Source organism: Catellatospora sichuanensis, assembly GCF_007483665.1.
GTDB lineage: Bacteria > Actinomycetota > Actinomycetes > Mycobacteriales > Micromonosporaceae > Catellatospora > Catellatospora sichuanensis.
The window spans coordinates 1-15,669 of the sequence record NZ_ML660185.1; the positions used below are offsets into that span (position 1 = coordinate 1).

Here is a 15,669-nt window from a genome sequence, read left to right on the forward strand (position 1 = left end):
TGCAGACCGCGCTGTCGACCCTGGCCAGCGGATACATCCAGGACTACTCGCTGTCGCTGACCGGCACCGCGATCGCCACCGTGCCGCTGCTGGTCGTGTTCGCCCTGCTCGGCAAGTACATCATCGGAGGAATCATGCAGGGAGCGGTGAAGTCGTGACCGCCGTAGCACCCGACCAGCGGCTGGACGAGCTGTCCGGGCTCAGGTTCCCCGCGGGCTTCCGCTGGGGCGCGGCCACCGCGTCCTACCAGATCGAGGGGGCCGCCACCGAGGACGGCCGTACCCCCTCGATCTGGGACACCTACGCCCGCACCCCGGGCCGGGTCTTCCACGGGCACTCCGGTGACGTCGCCTGCGACCACTACCACCGCTACCGCGACGATGTCGCGCTGATGAAGCAGCTGGGGCTGGGGACCTACCGGTTCTCGGTGGCCTGGCCGCGCATCAAGCCCGACGGCTCCGGCCCGGTCAACACGCGCGGCCTGGACTTCTACGACCGCCTCGTGGACGAGCTGCTCGACAAGGGCATCGACCCGATGGTGACGCTGTACCACTGGGACCTGCCGCAGGTGCTCGAGGACCGGGGCGGCTGGACCGACCGCGACACCGCGTACTACCTCGCCGACCTGGCCAGCGCGACGATCGGCCGGCTGGGGGACCGGGTGCGCACCTGGACCACGCTCAACGAGCCGTGGTGCTCGGCGTTCCTCGGCTACGGCAGCGGGGATCACGCCCCGGGCCGCCAGGACCCGGCGGCCGCGTTGTCGGCGGTGCACCACCTGCTGCTCGGGCATGGCCTGTCCGTGCAGGCGCTGCGGGCGGGCGGCGCCCGCGAGGTGTCGCTGACACTGAACCTGGCCTGCGTACGCCCGGTCGACCCGGACGACCTGCACGACCTCGCGGCGGTGCGGCACATCGACGGCCTGCACAACCGGATCTTCCTGGATCCGACCCTGCGCGGCGGCTACCCACAGGACATGCGGGCACTGTTCGCCCGGTTCGGGGTCGACCGGCAGATCATGGCCGGGGACGAGGACGTGATCGCGTCGCCGATCGACCTGCTCGGGGTGAACTTCTACCAGCCGTCTCGGGTGCGGGCGGGGGTCGGCGTCGACTGCGGGCCGGCCAACCCCGGCAGTGAGGGTTGTGAGTACGTGCAGCAGGATCTTCCGGTCACCGCGATGGGCTGGCCGGTGGACGCGTCCGCGCTCTACGAGCTGCTGATGCGGCTGGCCACGGACTATCCGGGCACCCCGCTGATGATCACCGAGAACGGCGCGGCGTACGACGACGTGCTCGACGGGGGCCGGGTGGCCGACCACGACCGCATCGCGTACCTCGACGGCCATCTGCGGGCCGTGCACGCCGCGCTGTCCGAGGGGGCGGACATGCGTGGATATCTTGCATGGTCGCTGTTGGACAATTACGAGTGGGCATACGGTTACGGCAAACGGTTCGGCATCGTTCATGTCGACTACGACACCCAGCGGCGCACTCCGAAGGACAGTGCCCGCTGGTTTGCCGGCGTCATCGGGCGCAACGGGCTCGGTTGATGTCGGTGGGGGCCGGGCGCGTCGCACGTGGAAAGGCGGCGCGCCCGGGTTACCCCACTCCGTGACTCACGCCGGGGAGCCGAGCGGGGCTCCTCGGCGTGTCACGTCTCCGGGCGATCGAGGCCGTGCCCGGTCGCCGGTTCGGCTGGTACGCCGGGCGGGGTCAGTGGCAGAAGATGGACGTCGGCCTATCTCATCGAAGATGATCTCGTTTTTTTCGCCGTGATAGGCCGACGTCGATCGAAAGCGCTGCGCGCCGGGCGACGGCGGGACCACAGCACGCCGGCCGCGATCACGGCTGCCGCCACCAGGCCGCCGATCAGCCAGCCGGGCGGCTCCGGGGCGGGCGGGAGCGCCGGGTCGGCGGCGGCCGGGGCGCAGGGGATCGTCTGGGGTACGCCGTCGGCGGCGACGTGCACGCGGGCGGTGCAGTAACCGACACCGGGCGCGGCGACGTCCACGGTGACCGTCCAGTCGCCCGCGGCGAGCGCGCCGGGCAGCGGCAGGGTCGCCGGGTCGTGGGGGAGTGGGCGCAGCGCGGTGACCGGCACGCTCGCGCCCGAGTCGCCGGTGGCCGACAGCATCGCCAGGCCGGGCTGGTCGACGCGGTGGCCGTCGTCCCAGGCCAGGGTGAGCCACACCGAGCCGCGGCCGTCGTGGTGCAGGGTCGGCAGCACGCCCCGGTGGGCGCGGGCCGGTGACGCCGGACCGAGTGCGAGCCCGGCCGCGGCCGCCGCCGCGATCACGTGCCGCCAGTTGACTTTCACGCGAATCCTCCCTGCTCAGGACGGCCGAGTGGTTAGGAAGGGCACCTTCCACGCCAATAGCGTTAAGAAGGTGCCCTTCCTTTGCTCAGCTGGTGACCTTGACTTCGAGCAGGCCTACGGAGCCTGCGCCGCTGTTGAGGACGACGCGCAGCCGGGTGGTGCTCACGGTGGTGAAGGTGACGCGGTTGTACTGGTTGGCCGCCACCGGGTAGCCGCTCGCGCCGGGCACGGCGACGTAGGCGGTGCCGTTCCAGTACTGCAGGCTCCACGAGGCGGGCAGGCGTACGCCGCCGTTGTCGTCGAAGAAGTACACGTCGGCGACCCGGACCGACTGCGCCGCCGACCAGGTCAGCTGCGCCCACTGCTGGCCGGTGTTGGGCCAGGTGCCCCAGCGGCGGTTGATCGTGTCGTTCGAGGACGGCGGGTCGATGCCGTCGTTGATCGCCAGCACGCTCTCCCACGCCGAGGTGTAGGAGGCGCTCGCCGTCGCCGAGAGGGCGAGGTTGCTCGTCGGCGGTGGCGGGTTGGTGGGGCCGCCCTTGATCAGGAACAGGTTGTCGGCGACGTTGTAGTAGGTCGCCAGGTAACTGCCCGCGGGCGGGTTGGTGTGGTAGTAGTCGTCGTGGTTGCAGTCCAGCCGCTGGTCCAGAGCCTGGCTGGGGCAGGAGTAGCGCAGCACGACGTTGGGGCCGTCCTTGTAGCACATGACGTCGTACTCGTCGACGCAGTGCGCGGCGCCGGAGGCGTTGGGGGCGTTGTTGTTCACCGCACCGAGCGTGTGCCCGAGCTCGTGCGCGGCGACCCCGGCGGTCCAGCAGCCGTTGTCGGCACGGGCGTACTCCGGCCCGGTGTTGGACCGGTTGGCGTCGCTCTTGCGGGTGTCCCCGGCGAAGCCGCCGATGCCGCAGTACACGTTCGCGTCGACGAACTGCAGGTACTTGCGGTCGGTGCGGGTGTAACCGGCTGCCTTGACCGCGTTGAGCAGCGGCGCCCAGTCGTTGGCGTTGAGTGCCGCGTCCGGGATCTGCACGTCGCGCACGACGGGGCGGCAGGCTCCGCCGACGGTCTCGGTGACGTAGCGGACGTGCCGCTCGCCGCCGGTGGCCTTGGCGCTCTCGTTGAAGATGACGTCGACCTGCTCGGCGAGCTGCCGGAACGTCTCCAGGTACTGGCTGTAGCGGCTGGTGCTGCCGCGTACGTACAGCACCTCGACGCGACGGCCGGAGGTGCCGTCGCCCTCGCACACCGGCAGCGCCAGGGGGGCCGCCGCGGTGGCGGCCCGCGCGGGCAGGGGGGCGACGGAGCGGGTGACCGACAGCCCGGCGGGGGCCGGGTCGGGGCCGTGCGTGCACATCGTCGAGCTGATGCCGACGACGCGGAACATGCCGGCGCACGCGCCGGTGCGCTCGGCGGACAGTCCGGAGTAGACCAGCCCGGTGGCGGCCTGGGCGGGCGGGGCGGCGCCGTCCTGGGCACCGGCCGGCACGGCCGAGGCGGGGGCGCCGGTGCTGAGGGCCAGCAGGGTCACCACGATGACCGGCCATCGGCGGCGGGGGAGGGAGAGGGGCATGTGCCGTCCTTTCGGCGAGCGCGCCGGGATACGCGCATCGGCGGGAAACGGGGAGCGGGCACGGTGAAACCGTCACCGTGCGTGTTGTACGCGGCAGGCGGTGAGCTGCCACCGAGTGATCGACCGAAGACGATCTAAAACGCTTTCGGTCCATTCAGGCAGAGGGCCAGATCGATGTCAATGGCATGCATACAGGCAAATTCTGCTATGCCGTATCACCTGCGCCCGCAACGCTTTCGGAATGTGCCGAAATCATTTCGAGTATGGTCGATGGCTTTCGACATCTCCTGTGCACACGGAGAGTGAGGTCAGTCTGTCGGCTCGCCGGTGAAGCGGCGGCCGCGCTCGCGCATCGCGTCCATCACCCGGTCCACGCCGGGGCTCGGCGGCGCGGGCGTGCGGCCGGACGTGCGCAGGCCGTCGAGGGTGTACGCGAGCTGCCGTCGCCACGCCGCCGGCGCGGCCTCGGCGGTGCGTTCGATCAGCCCGGCGTTCGCCATCAGGATCAGCACCACGTCCTCGTGCCGGAAGTCGTCCCGCAGCTCACCCGCCGCCTGCGCGCGCTCGATCAGCCGCTGCAGCCCGTGGTACGCCCGCTCGTGCAGCGCGTCGAGTCCCGGCACCCCGGACACCGCCGCGGTGAGCAGGTCGGACGTCGCCCGGCACCGCGACTGCACCCCGCACAGGTAGACCAGGTGGTCGTGGAAGCCGGTCCAGGCGTCCGGGTGTTCGCCCGCGCGCTCGGCGGCCGTGACGATCTCGGCGAGGGTGTCCGCGTACACCGCCGCGATCAGGTCGCGCCGGGCGGGGAAGTGCCGGTAGAGCGTGGCGTTGCCGAGTTCGGCGCGGCGGGCGATCTCGTCCAGCGGTGCGTCCAGGCCGCGCTCGCTGAAGACGGCCAGGGCCGCGTCGATCAGCCGGCGGCGGTTGCGCTCGGCGTCGGCGCGGAGGGCGGTGGGGGCCATGCCGTCCAGCATAGCCAAGTGGGGAGGCGTCCCCGGTTGTGCTACGGTCGCAAACCGGGGAGTGTTCCCCGTTTCTGAGGAGCTTTCGCGGCCGGGCACCCGTGCCCGGACCGCCGAGACGTGTGGGAGAAGCCATGTCGATAGTGATCAGTGGGGCCACCGGGCAGCTCGGCCGGCTTGTCGTCGCCGCGCTGCTGGACCGGGGTGTCGCCGCCGAGCAGGTGGTGGCCGGGGCCCGCGACGAGACCCGGCTCGCCGACCTCGCCGCCCGGGGCGTACGGGTGGTCCGGTTCGACTACGACGACCCGGCGAGCCTGTCGGCAGCCCTCGCCGAGGGGGACACGCTGCTGCTGGTCTCCGGTAGCGAGATCGGCCGCCGGGTCGCCCAGCACGAGTCCGTGATCGCCGCGGCACGGGCCGCCGGGGTGGCCCGCCTGGCCTACACCAGCGCGCTGGGCGCAGGCGAGACCGGGCTCGTGGTGGCGCCCGACCACGTCGCGACCGAGCAGGCGGTGCGCGCCGGCGGCATTCCGTTCACCGTGCTGCGCAACGGCTGGTACACCGAGAACTACGCGACCGCGCTGGTCCAGGCCCGCGCCACCGGCGTGGTGCTGTCCAGCGCCGGCGACGGCCGGGTCGCCAGCGCGGCCCGTGCCGACTACGCCGCCGCCATCGCCGCCGCGCTGACCGGTACGGGCCACGAGGACGCGGTCTACGAGCTGTCCGGCGATCACGCCTGGAACTTCGACGAGCTGGCCGACGCGTTCGCGACCGTACTGGGCCGCGACGTGGTCTACCGCCGCGTCTCGCCCGAGGAGCACCTGGGCCTGCTCACCGAAGCGGGCCTCGACGCGGGCACCGCGGGCTTCCTGGTCGCGCTGGACGGCAACATCCGCGACGGCGCGCTCGCGCTGACCACCGGCGACCTGTCCCGCCTGGCCGGCCGCCCGACCACGCCGCTCGTGGACGCCCTGCGCCCCCTGGCCTGACCGCCCGGCCCTCGCCTGACCCGCCCCGCGCCGCGGGATGCGAGCGCCTGTCCGGGGCGTTGTTCTCCGCGGAGGCGTCCGCATCGCGGGACGGCACTCAAGGTCATCGGACTTGCCTGGCAGGTGTGCGAAAGGCGGATCAAGATACGCCCAGGTGCCAGGCAAGTCCGATGATCGAGGTGCGGGTGGGCGCGTCGTCCCGGTCTGCGGGACGCGGCGGTGCCCGTGATCGCGGCGGCGGCGGGCGGACGGTAAACTTCGTGTTCAGGTCGAGAGGCGCTGCAACGGGCACAGCCCGCCACGCTCGGCTGGACACACCGTTGCAAGGGCGCCTCCGAGAGTTCTTTCGGAGGTGTTCGCGTTGAGCCGGTCTTCTTCCCTCGCCACCCGCGTGCAGGAGCTGCGTTCGCTGCTCGACCAGCGGATCGTGGTGCTCGACGGCGCGTGGGGCACCATGCTGCAGGACGCCCGCCTGAGCCCCGAGGACTATTACGGCGACCGCTTCGGCGACCACTCGCACGACGTCGCCGGCAACCCTGACCTGCTCAACCTGACCCGGCCCGACCTGGTGCTCGAAGTGCACCGCCGCTACCTGGCCGCGGGCGCGGACATCACCTCCACGAACACGTTCACCGCGACCGGCATCGCCCAGGCCGACTACGGCCTGGAGCCGTACGTGCGCGAGATGAACCTGCGCGGCGCGCAGCTGGCCCGGCAGGCCGCCGACGAGTTCGGCGGGCGTTTCGTCGCCGGCTCGGTCGGCCCGCTCAACGTGACCCTGTCGCTGTCCCCGCGCGTCGACGACCCGTCCTACCGGACCGTCTCCTACGACCGGGTCTTCGACTCGTACGCCGAGCAGATCGCGGCGCTCGCCGAAGGCGGCGTCGACATCCTGCTCGTCGAGACGATCTTCGACACCCTCAACGCCAAGGCCGCCATCGCCGCGGCCCGCGAGGTCGCGCCCGAGCTGCCGCTGTGGATCTCGGTGACCATCGTCGACCTTTCCGGCCGCACCCTGTCCGGGCAGACCGTCGAGGCATTCTGGCGCTCGATCGAGCGGGCGAACCCGCTGGTCGTCGGCGTCAACTGCTCGCTGGGCGCGACCGAGATGCGCCCGCACGTCGAGGAACTGTCCCGGCTCGCCGGGATCTACACCGCCAGCCACCCCAACGCCGGGCTGCCCAACGCGTTCGGCGGCTACGACCAGACGCCGGAGGAGACCGGCGCGCTGCTGGGCGAGTTCGCCACGTCGGGCCTTGTCAACATCGCGGGCGGCTGCTGCGGCACCACGCCCGAGCACATCGCGCAGGTCGCCGCGGCCGTGCGGGGGCTGCCGCCGCGCGAGGTGCCGCAGGTGCCGAAGGCGACCCGGTTCAGCGGCCTGGAGCCGTTCGCGATCGGCCCCGACACCGGCTTCGTCATGATCGGCGAGCGCACCAACGTGACCGGTTCGGCGAAGTTCCGCCGCCTCATCGAGGCCGACGACCACCAGGGCGCCGTCGCCGTGGCGCTGGACCAGGTGCGCGGCGGGGCCAACCTGCTCGACGTGAACATGGACGCCGACCTGCTCGACAGCGAGCTGGCGATGACCACGTTCCTCAACCTGATCGCGACCGAGCCCGAGGTGGCCCGCATCCCGATCATGGTGGACAGCTCCAAGTGGAGCGTGCTCGAAGCAGGCCTCAAGTGCGTGCAGGGCAAGGGCGTGGTCAACTCGATCAGCCTCAAGGAGGGCGAGGAGGTCTTCCTCGACCAGGCCCGGCGCATCCAGGGCTACGGCGCGGGCGTGGTGGTGATGGCCTTCGACGAGCAGGGCCAGGCCGACACCGTCGAGCGCAAGGTCGGCATCTGCGGCCGGGCGTACGACCTGCTCACCCAGCAGGCCGGGTTCGCCGCCGAGGACATCGTGTTCGACCCGAACGTGCTGGCCGTGGCCACCGGCATCGCCGAGCACAACGGCTACGCCAAGGCGTTCATCGACGCGCTGCCGCTGATCAAGGCGCGCTGCCCCGGGGCCCGCACCAGCGGGGGCATCTCCAACCTGTCGTTCTCCTTCCGCGGCAACGACGTGGTGCGCGAGGCGATGCACTCGGCGTTCCTGCTGCATGCCGTCCGCGCCGGGCTCGACATGGGCATCGTCAACGCCGGCCAGCTCGCCGTGTACGAGGACATCCCCACCGAGCTGCGCGACCTCGTCGAGGACGTGCTGTTCGACCGCCGTCCCGACGCCACCGACCGGCTCGTCGCGTACGCGGGCACGGTAAGCGGTGAGGGGACCAAGCGGGTCGCCGACCTGAGCTGGCGCGAGGCCCCCGTGGCGCAGCGGCTGTCGCACGCGCTGGTGCACGGCATCGTGGACTTCATCGAGGAGGACACCGAGGAGGCCCGGCAGCAGGCGGCCCGGCCGCTCGAAGTCATCGAGGGCCCGCTCATGGACGGCATGAAGGTCGTCGGCGACCTGTTCGGCGCGGGCAAGATGTTCCTGCCGCAGGTGGTCAAGAGCGCCCGGGTGATGAAGCGCGCGGTGGCCTACCTGGAGCCGTACATGGAGGCCGAGAAGGAGCAGGCCCGCCGCGAGGGCAGGGCCGCGACCACCCGCGGGCAGGGCAAGGTCGTGCTCGCCACGGTCAAGGGCGACGTGCACGACATCGGCAAGAACATCGTCGGGGTCGTGCTGGGCTGCAACAACTACGAGGTGATCGACCTCGGCGTGATGGTGCCCGCGGCGAAGATCCTGGACACCGCGCTCGCCGAGGGCGCCGACGTGATCGGCCTGTCCGGGCTTATCACCCCGTCGCTGGACGAGATGGTCTCGGTCGCGCAGGAGATGCAGCGCCGCGGCCTGAAGCTGCCGCTGCTGATCGGCGGGGCCACCACGTCGCGCCAGCACACGGCGGTGCGCATCGCTCCGGCGTACGAGTCGGCGACCGTGCACGTGCTCGACGCCTCCCGTGTCGTCGGCGTGGTGTCGCAGCTGCTCGACCCCGCGCGGGCCGAGGAGCTGGCCGAGAACAACCGCACCGAGCAGGCGCGGCTGCGTGACGAGCACGCCAACAAGACCCGCCAGCCGCTGCTGACCCTGGACCAGGCGCGGGCCAATGCCGAGCGGCCCGATTTCGCCGAGTTGCCCGTGCCCGCCTTCACCGGCCTGCGCGAGGTCACCCCGGACCTGGCCGAGCTGCGCAAGATGATCGACTGGCAGTTCCTGTTCCTGGCCTGGGAGCTCAAGGGCAAGTACCCGGCGATCCTGGAGCGGCCGCAGGCGCGGGAACTGTTCGACGACGCGAACGCCATGCTCGACCAGATCATCGCGGACGGTTCGCTGCGCGCCCAGGGGGTGTACGGCTTCTGGCCCGCGCACGCCGAAGGCGACGACATCGTCATCGAGGGCGAGGCCCGGATGCCGATGCTGCGCCAGCAGACGGTCAAGCCGGCCGGGCGGCCCAACCGCTGCCTGTCCGACTACCTGGCCCCGGCCGGGGATCACATCGGCGGGTTCGCGGTCGCCATCCACGGCGCGGACGAGCTGGCCGCGCGCTACGAGGCCGAGCACGACGACTACAAGGCGATCATGGTCAAGGCCCTCGCGGACCGGCTCGCCGAGGCGTTCGCCGAGCACGTGCACCTGCAGGCGCGGCGTGACTGGTTCGAGCCTGACGCCGACCCGGCAGTCGAGGACCTGCATGCCGAACGCTTCCGCGGGATCCGTCCCGCGTTCGGTTACCCGGCCACGCCCGACCACACCCTCAAGCAGGAGCTGTTCGACCTGCTCGGCGCGGAGAAGATCGGCATGGGCCTGACCGAGTCGTACGCGATGACCCCCGCCGCCGCCGTCAGCGGGCTGCTGCTGGCCCACCCGGACTCGCGTTACTTCACGGTCGGCCGCATCGGCCGCGACCAGCTCGAGGACTACGCCGTCCGCCGCGGCGCCGACCTCACCGACGTCGAACGCTGGCTCCGCCCCAACCTCGGCTGACCGGCGTCGCGGCCGCTTTCAAGATCGGTCGACTTGCCTGGCACCTGTGCGTATCGCGGCTCAAGATACGCACGAGTGCCGGGCAAGTCGGATGATCAAAGGCGTGGGGACTGCGCCGTGCCGGACCGCGCCGCGTTGGTGGCGGTAAGGACTCGCCACGCCACGAGCATAATCAGGTAAATATGTCGATCGCACCATCGGTTGTGCGGTCGACATTGCCGACTGTGCAGCCATTCTGATCCCGGATGGGCCACCGCCATACTCCTTACAGGAGCACCGACAGCCAACCGTGCCGGTCGGTGACACCACCGTAGGTGTCGTCGCCCGCACGCGAGCAATGACCGATCAGGACAGCCCGACAGCGGTGGGGGCGCGTCATGAAGGACAGGCGGCAGGCAGCGGGAATACGGGCGGCGCTGGTCGCCCTCCTCACGACGGCGGCGCTCGTGCTGGGCGGGTGCGGGGCGCCGGAGTTCGAGTACGTCAAGAACGCCGACGACGGCGTCTACTTCAAGGTCCCGAACGGCTGGCAGCGCATCGAGCATGAGGCGATGGACTGGATGCTGTCGGGGGAGGATCCCGAGTCGGTGGCCGCGGCCGCCCGGCGGGAGCGGATCTGGTCGGTCGGCTACGACGCGTCGATCGCCGCGCAGCCGCTGCACCTGTTCCTCGGCACCGGCGACGAGCCGTTCGTCTACGCGATGGTGCGCAGGCTGTCCGAGGGCGAGCTCAACGCGGTATCGCTGAACGGGGCCCGAGACCTGCTGCTGCCGGTCACCGACTCCGCCCGCGCGGAGAACGCCGAGAACTTGGTGTTCCAGGGCTTCGAGCTGGTCTCCGACGAGATCCTGCCGACCGAGGACGGGGTCCGCGGCGTGCGCTCGGTCTTCAACTACAGCCCCGGCGGCGGCTCACTGCAGACGTTCGACCAGACCGTCTACGTCGACGACGCCGGACGGCGGCTGTACCAGTTCATCCTGCGCTGCTCCGCCTCGTGCTACCGCGCGCGGGCGGCGGAACTCGACGTGGTCGTGCAGTCCTTCACGGTGAGGAGTGTGGCATGAGCGAGCCGGTGGAAGGGCTGCGGCCGCCGGGGGAGCCGGCGCGGGTGGAGGAGCGGACCAAGCGCAAGAAGCTGCCGTTCTGGGACCGGATCAAGTTCCTGTTCCTGTTCGCCATCGCCTGGCTGGTGCTGGTGTGGGCGGAGATGGCCGACTTCCCGGGCGGCATGCCGTTCGTGGAGGCGGCGCGCATCCACCTGGTCGAGTCGCGCTGGCTGCTGATCCTGGCCGGGCTGGAACTGCTGCGGCAGCTGCACTTCCTGGTCAGTGAGCACTGGGCCGGATACCACCGGTTCTGGAGTCACCGGGTGTTCGGCGGTTTCGAGCGCTTCTCCCGGCGGCGGCTGTCCGACTGGACCAGGTTCCGGCTGGCCCGGATCCTGAAGTGGGTGTTCTGGATCGTGGTGTTCGCCCTCGTGGCGGGCGCCGTGCTGGACACCTCGCCGGTGCTGGCGCTGTTCCAGGCTCCGGCGATCCTGTGGGCGCTCATGCCGTTCGTGCTGCAGATGGTGTTCCTGCTGTTCGTCGTCGTGATGCAGTTCGTGGCGATCTTCTGGTTCCTGTCGCGGGGCGGCGTCGAGGTGTACTACCCCGACGACATCAAGACCCGGTTCACCGACGTGTGGGGCCAGGACCACGTGCTGGCCCGGGTGCGGGAGAACATCGTCTTCCTGGAGCAGCCCGACGCGATCGAGGCCAAGGGCGGCTATGTGCCCTCCGGCCTGCTGCTGTGGGGCCCGCCGGGCACCGGCAAGACGCTGATGGCCGAGGCGGTGGCCGGGGAGACCGGCAAGCCGTACGTGTTCGTCGACCCCGGCGCGTTCACCAACATGTTCATGGGCGTCGGCATCCTCAAGGTGAAGTCGCTGTTCCGCAAGCTGCGCAAGCTGGCGCTGCGCTACGGCGGGGTGATCGTGTTCTTCGACGAGGCCGACTCGCTCGGCAGCCGCGGCCAGCTCGCCCAGGGCGGCCCCGGCTTCCCGCGCGGCATGACCCCGGTGTTGTCCACCGGGCCGGGCTGCCACGGCTTCGGCTACCTGTCGCCGGACACCCAGTGGCGGCTGGCCAGGCACACGGCGGCCGAGCACGCGAGCGAGGAGGCCCCCGCGCCGGTGCGGCGCAACCGGTTCGTGATGGGCGGGGGCATGAACAACGGCGGGGGTATGGGCACCCTGCAGGCCCTGCTCACCGAGCTGTCCGGGCTGAAGAAGCCGCGCGGTTTCGTCAACCGGTTCGTGCGCCGCGCGCTGGGCATGCGCCCCAAGCCGCCGCCGCGCTACCGGATCCTGGTGATGATGGCGACCAACCTGCCGGAGGCCCTCGACGAGGCGCTGCTGCGACCGGGGCGCATCGACCGCATCTACAAGGTCGGCTACCCGAGCAAGGCGGGCCGGGTCCGCACCTACGAGGGTTACCTGGGCAAGGTGCGCCACGAGCTGACTCCCGCCGAGATCGACAAGCTGGCGACGATCACGCCGTACGCCACCGGCGCGACCATCAAGGACCTGATCAACGAGGCGCTGATCACCGCGATCCGGGACGGCCGCGACGTCATCGCCTGGCGTGATGTGATGCGGGCCAAGCAGCTCAAGGAACTCGGGCCGCCCGAGGACGTCGAGTACATCGAGCGGGAGCGCCACGCCGTCGCGGTGCACGAGGCCTGCCACGCCGTCATCGCGTACCGCACCCGGCACCACATGGAGATCGACATCGCCACCATCGAGAAGGGCAGCGACTACCTCGGCATGGTGGCCAGCATCCCGCCGGAGGACCAGTTCACCCGGTGGCGCACCGAGTACGAGGCCGACATCTGCGTATCGCTGGCCTCGCTCGCGGGGGAGCGGATGTTCTTCGGCGGGGACAGCTCGTCCGGCGTCTCCGGGGACCTGGAGTCGGCCACCACGGTCGCGTCCTTCATGGAGGGCTTCTGGGGCATGGGCGGGACCGTGTCGTCGTACTCGACCGCCAAGCGCCTGGAGGTCGGCGCGCCCGGCGGCGGGCAGGGCGGCCGCCGCAAGAAGGGCCAGGACACCGAGGCCGAGGTACGTCACGCGCTGGCCGACCGGATCGAGGACATGCTCGGCGACCTGCTCGCCCGTACTGCGGAACTGCTCGCCCAGCACCGCCGCGACGTGCTGGCCCTGGCCCACGCGCTGGAGACGCACAAGACGCTGACCGGCGACGACGTGGTCGCGGTGCTCGAAGGCCGGTCGGGTCCGGTCGTCGACGGCACCCGCTACCGCTCCGAGGAGTTCCTCGCCGAACTGGACAGATACCACGAAGCCGCGGCCGCGGCCCACCTCGGCCACAGCCGCCTCAGTATGGCCCTGCCCGCCGCCCCGGTGCCCGCAGTGGCCGTGGCGACCGCGCCCGTCGCCTTGGCGGCCGCAGAGCCGCCGTCCCTCGACCTTCCCGACCAACCGCAGCCCTGAGCGCCCGACCAGCCACGCCCTCACAGCGATAGGAAGGGCACCTTCTACACGGACGTCCGTTAAGAAGGTGCCCTTCCTTGCTTTTCAGCCGAGGTGGGTGCGGAGGTGAGCGGCGGTCAGCGAGCGCTCGTCGGCCAGCAGGTCGTGCGGCGTCCCCGCGAAGACGACCCGGCCGCCGTCGTGGCCCGCGCCGGGGCCCATGTCGATGATCCAGTCGGCGCGGGAGATGACGTCGAGGTTGTGCTCGATGACGATCACCGTGCTGCCGCCGTCGACGAGCCGGTCCAGCAGGCCGATGAGGTTGTCGACGTCGTTCATGTGCAGGCCGGTGGTCGGCTCGTCGAGCACGTAGATGCGCGAGCTGTTGCCCAGTTCGGTGGCGAGTTTGAGGCGCTGGCGCTCGCCGCCGGACAGGGTGTCCAGCGACTGGCCCAGGGTCAGGTAGCCCAGACCGACGTCGACCAGCGCGGTCACCATCGGCTTGATCGCCTTCTCGGTGAAGAACGACGCCGCCTCGGTGATCTGCATACGCAGGATTTCGCTGATGTTCTGTCCGCGCAGCTTGTGTTCGAGGACCTCGGGCAGGAAGCGCCTGCCGTCGCAGGCCTCGCAGGTGCTCACGACCGGGTCCATGAAGGCCAGGTCGGTGTAGAGCAGCCCGATACCCTGGCACTGCGGGCAGGCGCCCTTCGAGTTCGCGCTGAACAGGGCCGCGTTGACCCCGTTGGCCTTGGCGAAAGCCTTGCGGATCGGATCGAGCACGCCGGTGTAGGTGGCCGGGGTGGAGCGTTTCGAGCCGCGGATCGGCCGCTGGTCGATGAAGATCGCGTCGGGGTGGTGGCGGGGCAGGCAGCCCTGGATGAGCGAGCTCTTGCCGGACCCGGCCACGCCGGTGACCACGGTCAGCACTCCCTGCGGGATGGACGCGGTGACGCCCTTGAGGTTGTGCAGCGCCGCGTCCTTGATGACCAGCTCGCCGGTGGCGGCACGCACCTTCGGCTTCAGCGCCTGGTGGCGGCTGAGATGCTCGCCGGTGAGCGTGCCGGAGGCGGCCAGCCCGGCCAGGTCGCCGGCGTACACGACCTGCCCGCCGTCGCGGCCGGCACGCGGGCCCATGTCGACCACGTGGTCGGCGATGGCGATGACCGACGGCCGGTGCTCCACCACGAGCACGGTGTTGCCCTTGTCGCGCAGGCGTACGAGCAGTTCGTTGAGGCGGTGCACGTCGTGCGGGTGCAGGCCGACGCTGGGCTCGTCGAAGACGTACGTCATGTCGGTGAGGCTGGAGCCGAGGTGCCGGACCATCTTCACCCGCTGGGACTCGCCGCCGGACAGGGTGGCGCTGGGCCGGTTGAGGCTGAGATAGCCCAGGCCGATGTGGGTGAGGTTGTCGAGCCGCGCGGCGAGCGAGTTCAGCATCGGGGCCAGGGTGGGCGCGTCGATCCCGCGGATGAACCCGGCCAGGTCGGCGACCTCCATCGCGGCGCAGTCGGCGATGTTGCGGCCGTCGATCCGGCAGGCCAGCGCGGCGGCGTTGAGCCGGGCGCCGCCGCACGTGGTGCAGGCCGAGCGGGTGGCGATCCGGTCGATCGCCGCGCGGATGTGCGCGGCGGTGGTCTCGGTCTGCTTGGTCAGGTAGAGCCGCTTGAACTTGGGCACCAGGCCTTCGTAGGTCGAGTTCATGCTGCCCGCGGGGGTGTTCAGCTTGACCTTCGCCTCAGGCAGGTACATGAGCTGGTGCCACTCGTCGGCGGTGTAGTCGCGCAGCTTCTTGTCGTTGTCGAAGAAGCCGGACTGGGTGATGATCGCCCAGAACCAGCTGTCCACGTTGAAGCCGGACAGCCGGATCGCGCCCTCGTTGAGCGACTTGTCGCGGTCGACGATCGCGTCCTCGTCGATGGCGGCGACGTCGCCGAGGCCCTCACAGTCCGGGCACATGCCGTTCGGGTCGTTGAACGACAGCACGCCCGGGTTGGCGACCGCGGGCGCGCCGAGCCGGGCGAAGATCAGCCGGAGCATGGAGTACGCGTCGGTGACCGTGCCGACCGTGGAGCGGGAGTTCCCGCCCAGGCGCTTCTGGTCGACGATGATCGCGGCGGACAGGTTCTCCAGCGAGTCGACGTCCGGCTGGCCGTAGCCGGGCAGCAGGGACTGCAGGAAGGCCGTGTACGTCTCGTTGATCAGGCGCTGCGACTCCGCGGCGATGGTGTCGAAGACGAGCGAGGACTTGCCCGAACCGGACACGCCCGTGAAGAGTGTGATCTTACGCTTCGGGATGTCGAGACTGATGTCCTTGAGGTTGTTCTCGCGGGCTCCGCGTACCTGGATGAAGCCATAGTCAGCAGTCGTCACGGGCA

At 70.7% G+C, this 15,669-nt stretch carries 9 protein-coding genes and 1 pseudogene; 6 read left to right on the forward strand and 4 right to left on the reverse strand.

Going from position 1 to position 15,669, the window contains the following annotated elements; genetic code table 11:
* Both FLL47_RS43885 and FLL47_RS03930 read left to right on the forward strand, forming a co-directional pair.
* Positions 1 to 158: pseudogene (locus FLL47_RS43885) on the forward strand (carbohydrate ABC transporter permease); the annotation flags it as partial.
* A 32-nt stretch (positions 159 to 190) separates the two neighbouring features.
* Complete coding sequence (locus tag FLL47_RS03930) at positions 191 to 1,552, forward strand: GH1 family beta-glucosidase (RefSeq protein ID WP_144119336.1); 1,362 nt, start codon at positions 191 to 193, stop codon at positions 1,550 to 1,552.
* Positions 1,553 to 1,740: 188 nt separating this feature from the next.
* On the opposite strand, the gene FLL47_RS03935 is transcribed toward FLL47_RS03930, so the two are convergent.
* From FLL47_RS03935 to FLL47_RS03945, 3 genes are all read right to left on the reverse strand, one after another.
* Positions 1,741 to 2,319 carry a hypothetical protein gene (locus tag FLL47_RS03935; protein WP_144119046.1) on the reverse strand — a complete coding sequence of 193 codons (579 nt, stop codon included), beginning with the start codon at positions 2,317 to 2,319 and terminating at the stop codon, positions 1,741 to 1,743.
* An 85-nt stretch (positions 2,320 to 2,404) separates the two neighbouring features.
* On the reverse strand, positions 2,405 to 3,889 hold the full coding sequence (locus FLL47_RS43890) for a hypothetical protein (RefSeq protein ID WP_246157517.1): 1,485 nt from the start codon (positions 3,887 to 3,889) through the stop codon (positions 2,405 to 2,407).
* Between the two features lie 308 nt (positions 3,890 to 4,197).
* Positions 4,198 to 4,854, reverse strand: a complete 657-nt coding sequence (locus FLL47_RS03945; RefSeq protein ID WP_186315546.1) for a TetR/AcrR family transcriptional regulator — start codon at positions 4,852 to 4,854, stop codon at positions 4,198 to 4,200.
* Positions 4,855 to 4,988: 134 nt separating this feature from the next.
* Between FLL47_RS03945 and FLL47_RS03950 the strand changes: the two genes are divergently transcribed.
* The 4 genes from FLL47_RS03950 (at position 4,989) to FLL47_RS03965 (ending at position 13,312) form a co-directional block, all read left to right on the forward strand.
* A complete protein-coding gene (locus tag FLL47_RS03950) occupies positions 4,989 to 5,843 on the forward strand; it encodes an NAD(P)H-binding protein (RefSeq protein ID WP_144119048.1) in 855 nt (284 codons plus the stop codon).
* A 361-nt stretch (positions 5,844 to 6,204) separates the two neighbouring features.
* Complete coding sequence (gene metH, locus FLL47_RS03955; RefSeq protein ID WP_246157518.1) at positions 6,205 to 9,819, forward strand: methionine synthase; 3,615 nt, start codon at positions 6,205 to 6,207, stop codon at positions 9,817 to 9,819.
* A 377-nt stretch (positions 9,820 to 10,196) separates the two neighbouring features.
* Complete coding sequence (locus FLL47_RS03960) at positions 10,197 to 10,883, forward strand: hypothetical protein (protein WP_144119049.1); 687 nt, start codon at positions 10,197 to 10,199, stop codon at positions 10,881 to 10,883.
* Positions 10,880 to 13,312, forward strand: coding sequence for an AAA family ATPase (locus FLL47_RS03965; protein ID WP_144119050.1), 2,433 nt, complete (start codon positions 10,880 to 10,882; stop codon positions 13,310 to 13,312). Before FLL47_RS03960 ends, FLL47_RS03965 begins: the two co-directional genes overlap by 4 nt.
* Before the next feature lie 84 nt (positions 13,313 to 13,396).
* On the opposite strand, the gene FLL47_RS03970 is transcribed toward FLL47_RS03965, so the two are convergent.
* Positions 13,397 to 15,664, reverse strand: coding sequence for an ATP-binding cassette domain-containing protein (locus FLL47_RS03970; RefSeq protein ID WP_144119051.1), 2,268 nt, complete (start codon positions 15,662 to 15,664; stop codon positions 13,397 to 13,399).
* Positions 15,665 to 15,669 lie beyond the last annotated feature (5 nt).

Coding starts and splice junctions, on each gene's coding strand:
- FLL47_RS03965 (WP_144119050.1), top strand. CDS start 10,880: ATGAGCGAGCCGGTGGAAGGGCTGCGGCCGCCGGGGGAGCCGGCGCGG.
- FLL47_RS03950 (WP_144119048.1), top strand. CDS start 4,989: ATGTCGATAGTGATCAGTGGGGCCACCGGGCAGCTCGGCCGGCTTGTC.
- FLL47_RS43890 (WP_246157517.1), bottom strand. CDS start 3,889: ATGCCCCTCTCCCTCCCCCGCCGCCGATGGCCGGTCATCGTGGTGACC.
- FLL47_RS03945 (WP_186315546.1), bottom strand. CDS start 4,854: ATGGCCCCCACCGCCCTCCGCGCCGACGCCGAGCGCAACCGCCGCCGG.
- FLL47_RS03960 (WP_144119049.1), top strand. CDS start 10,197: ATGAAGGACAGGCGGCAGGCAGCGGGAATACGGGCGGCGCTGGTCGCC.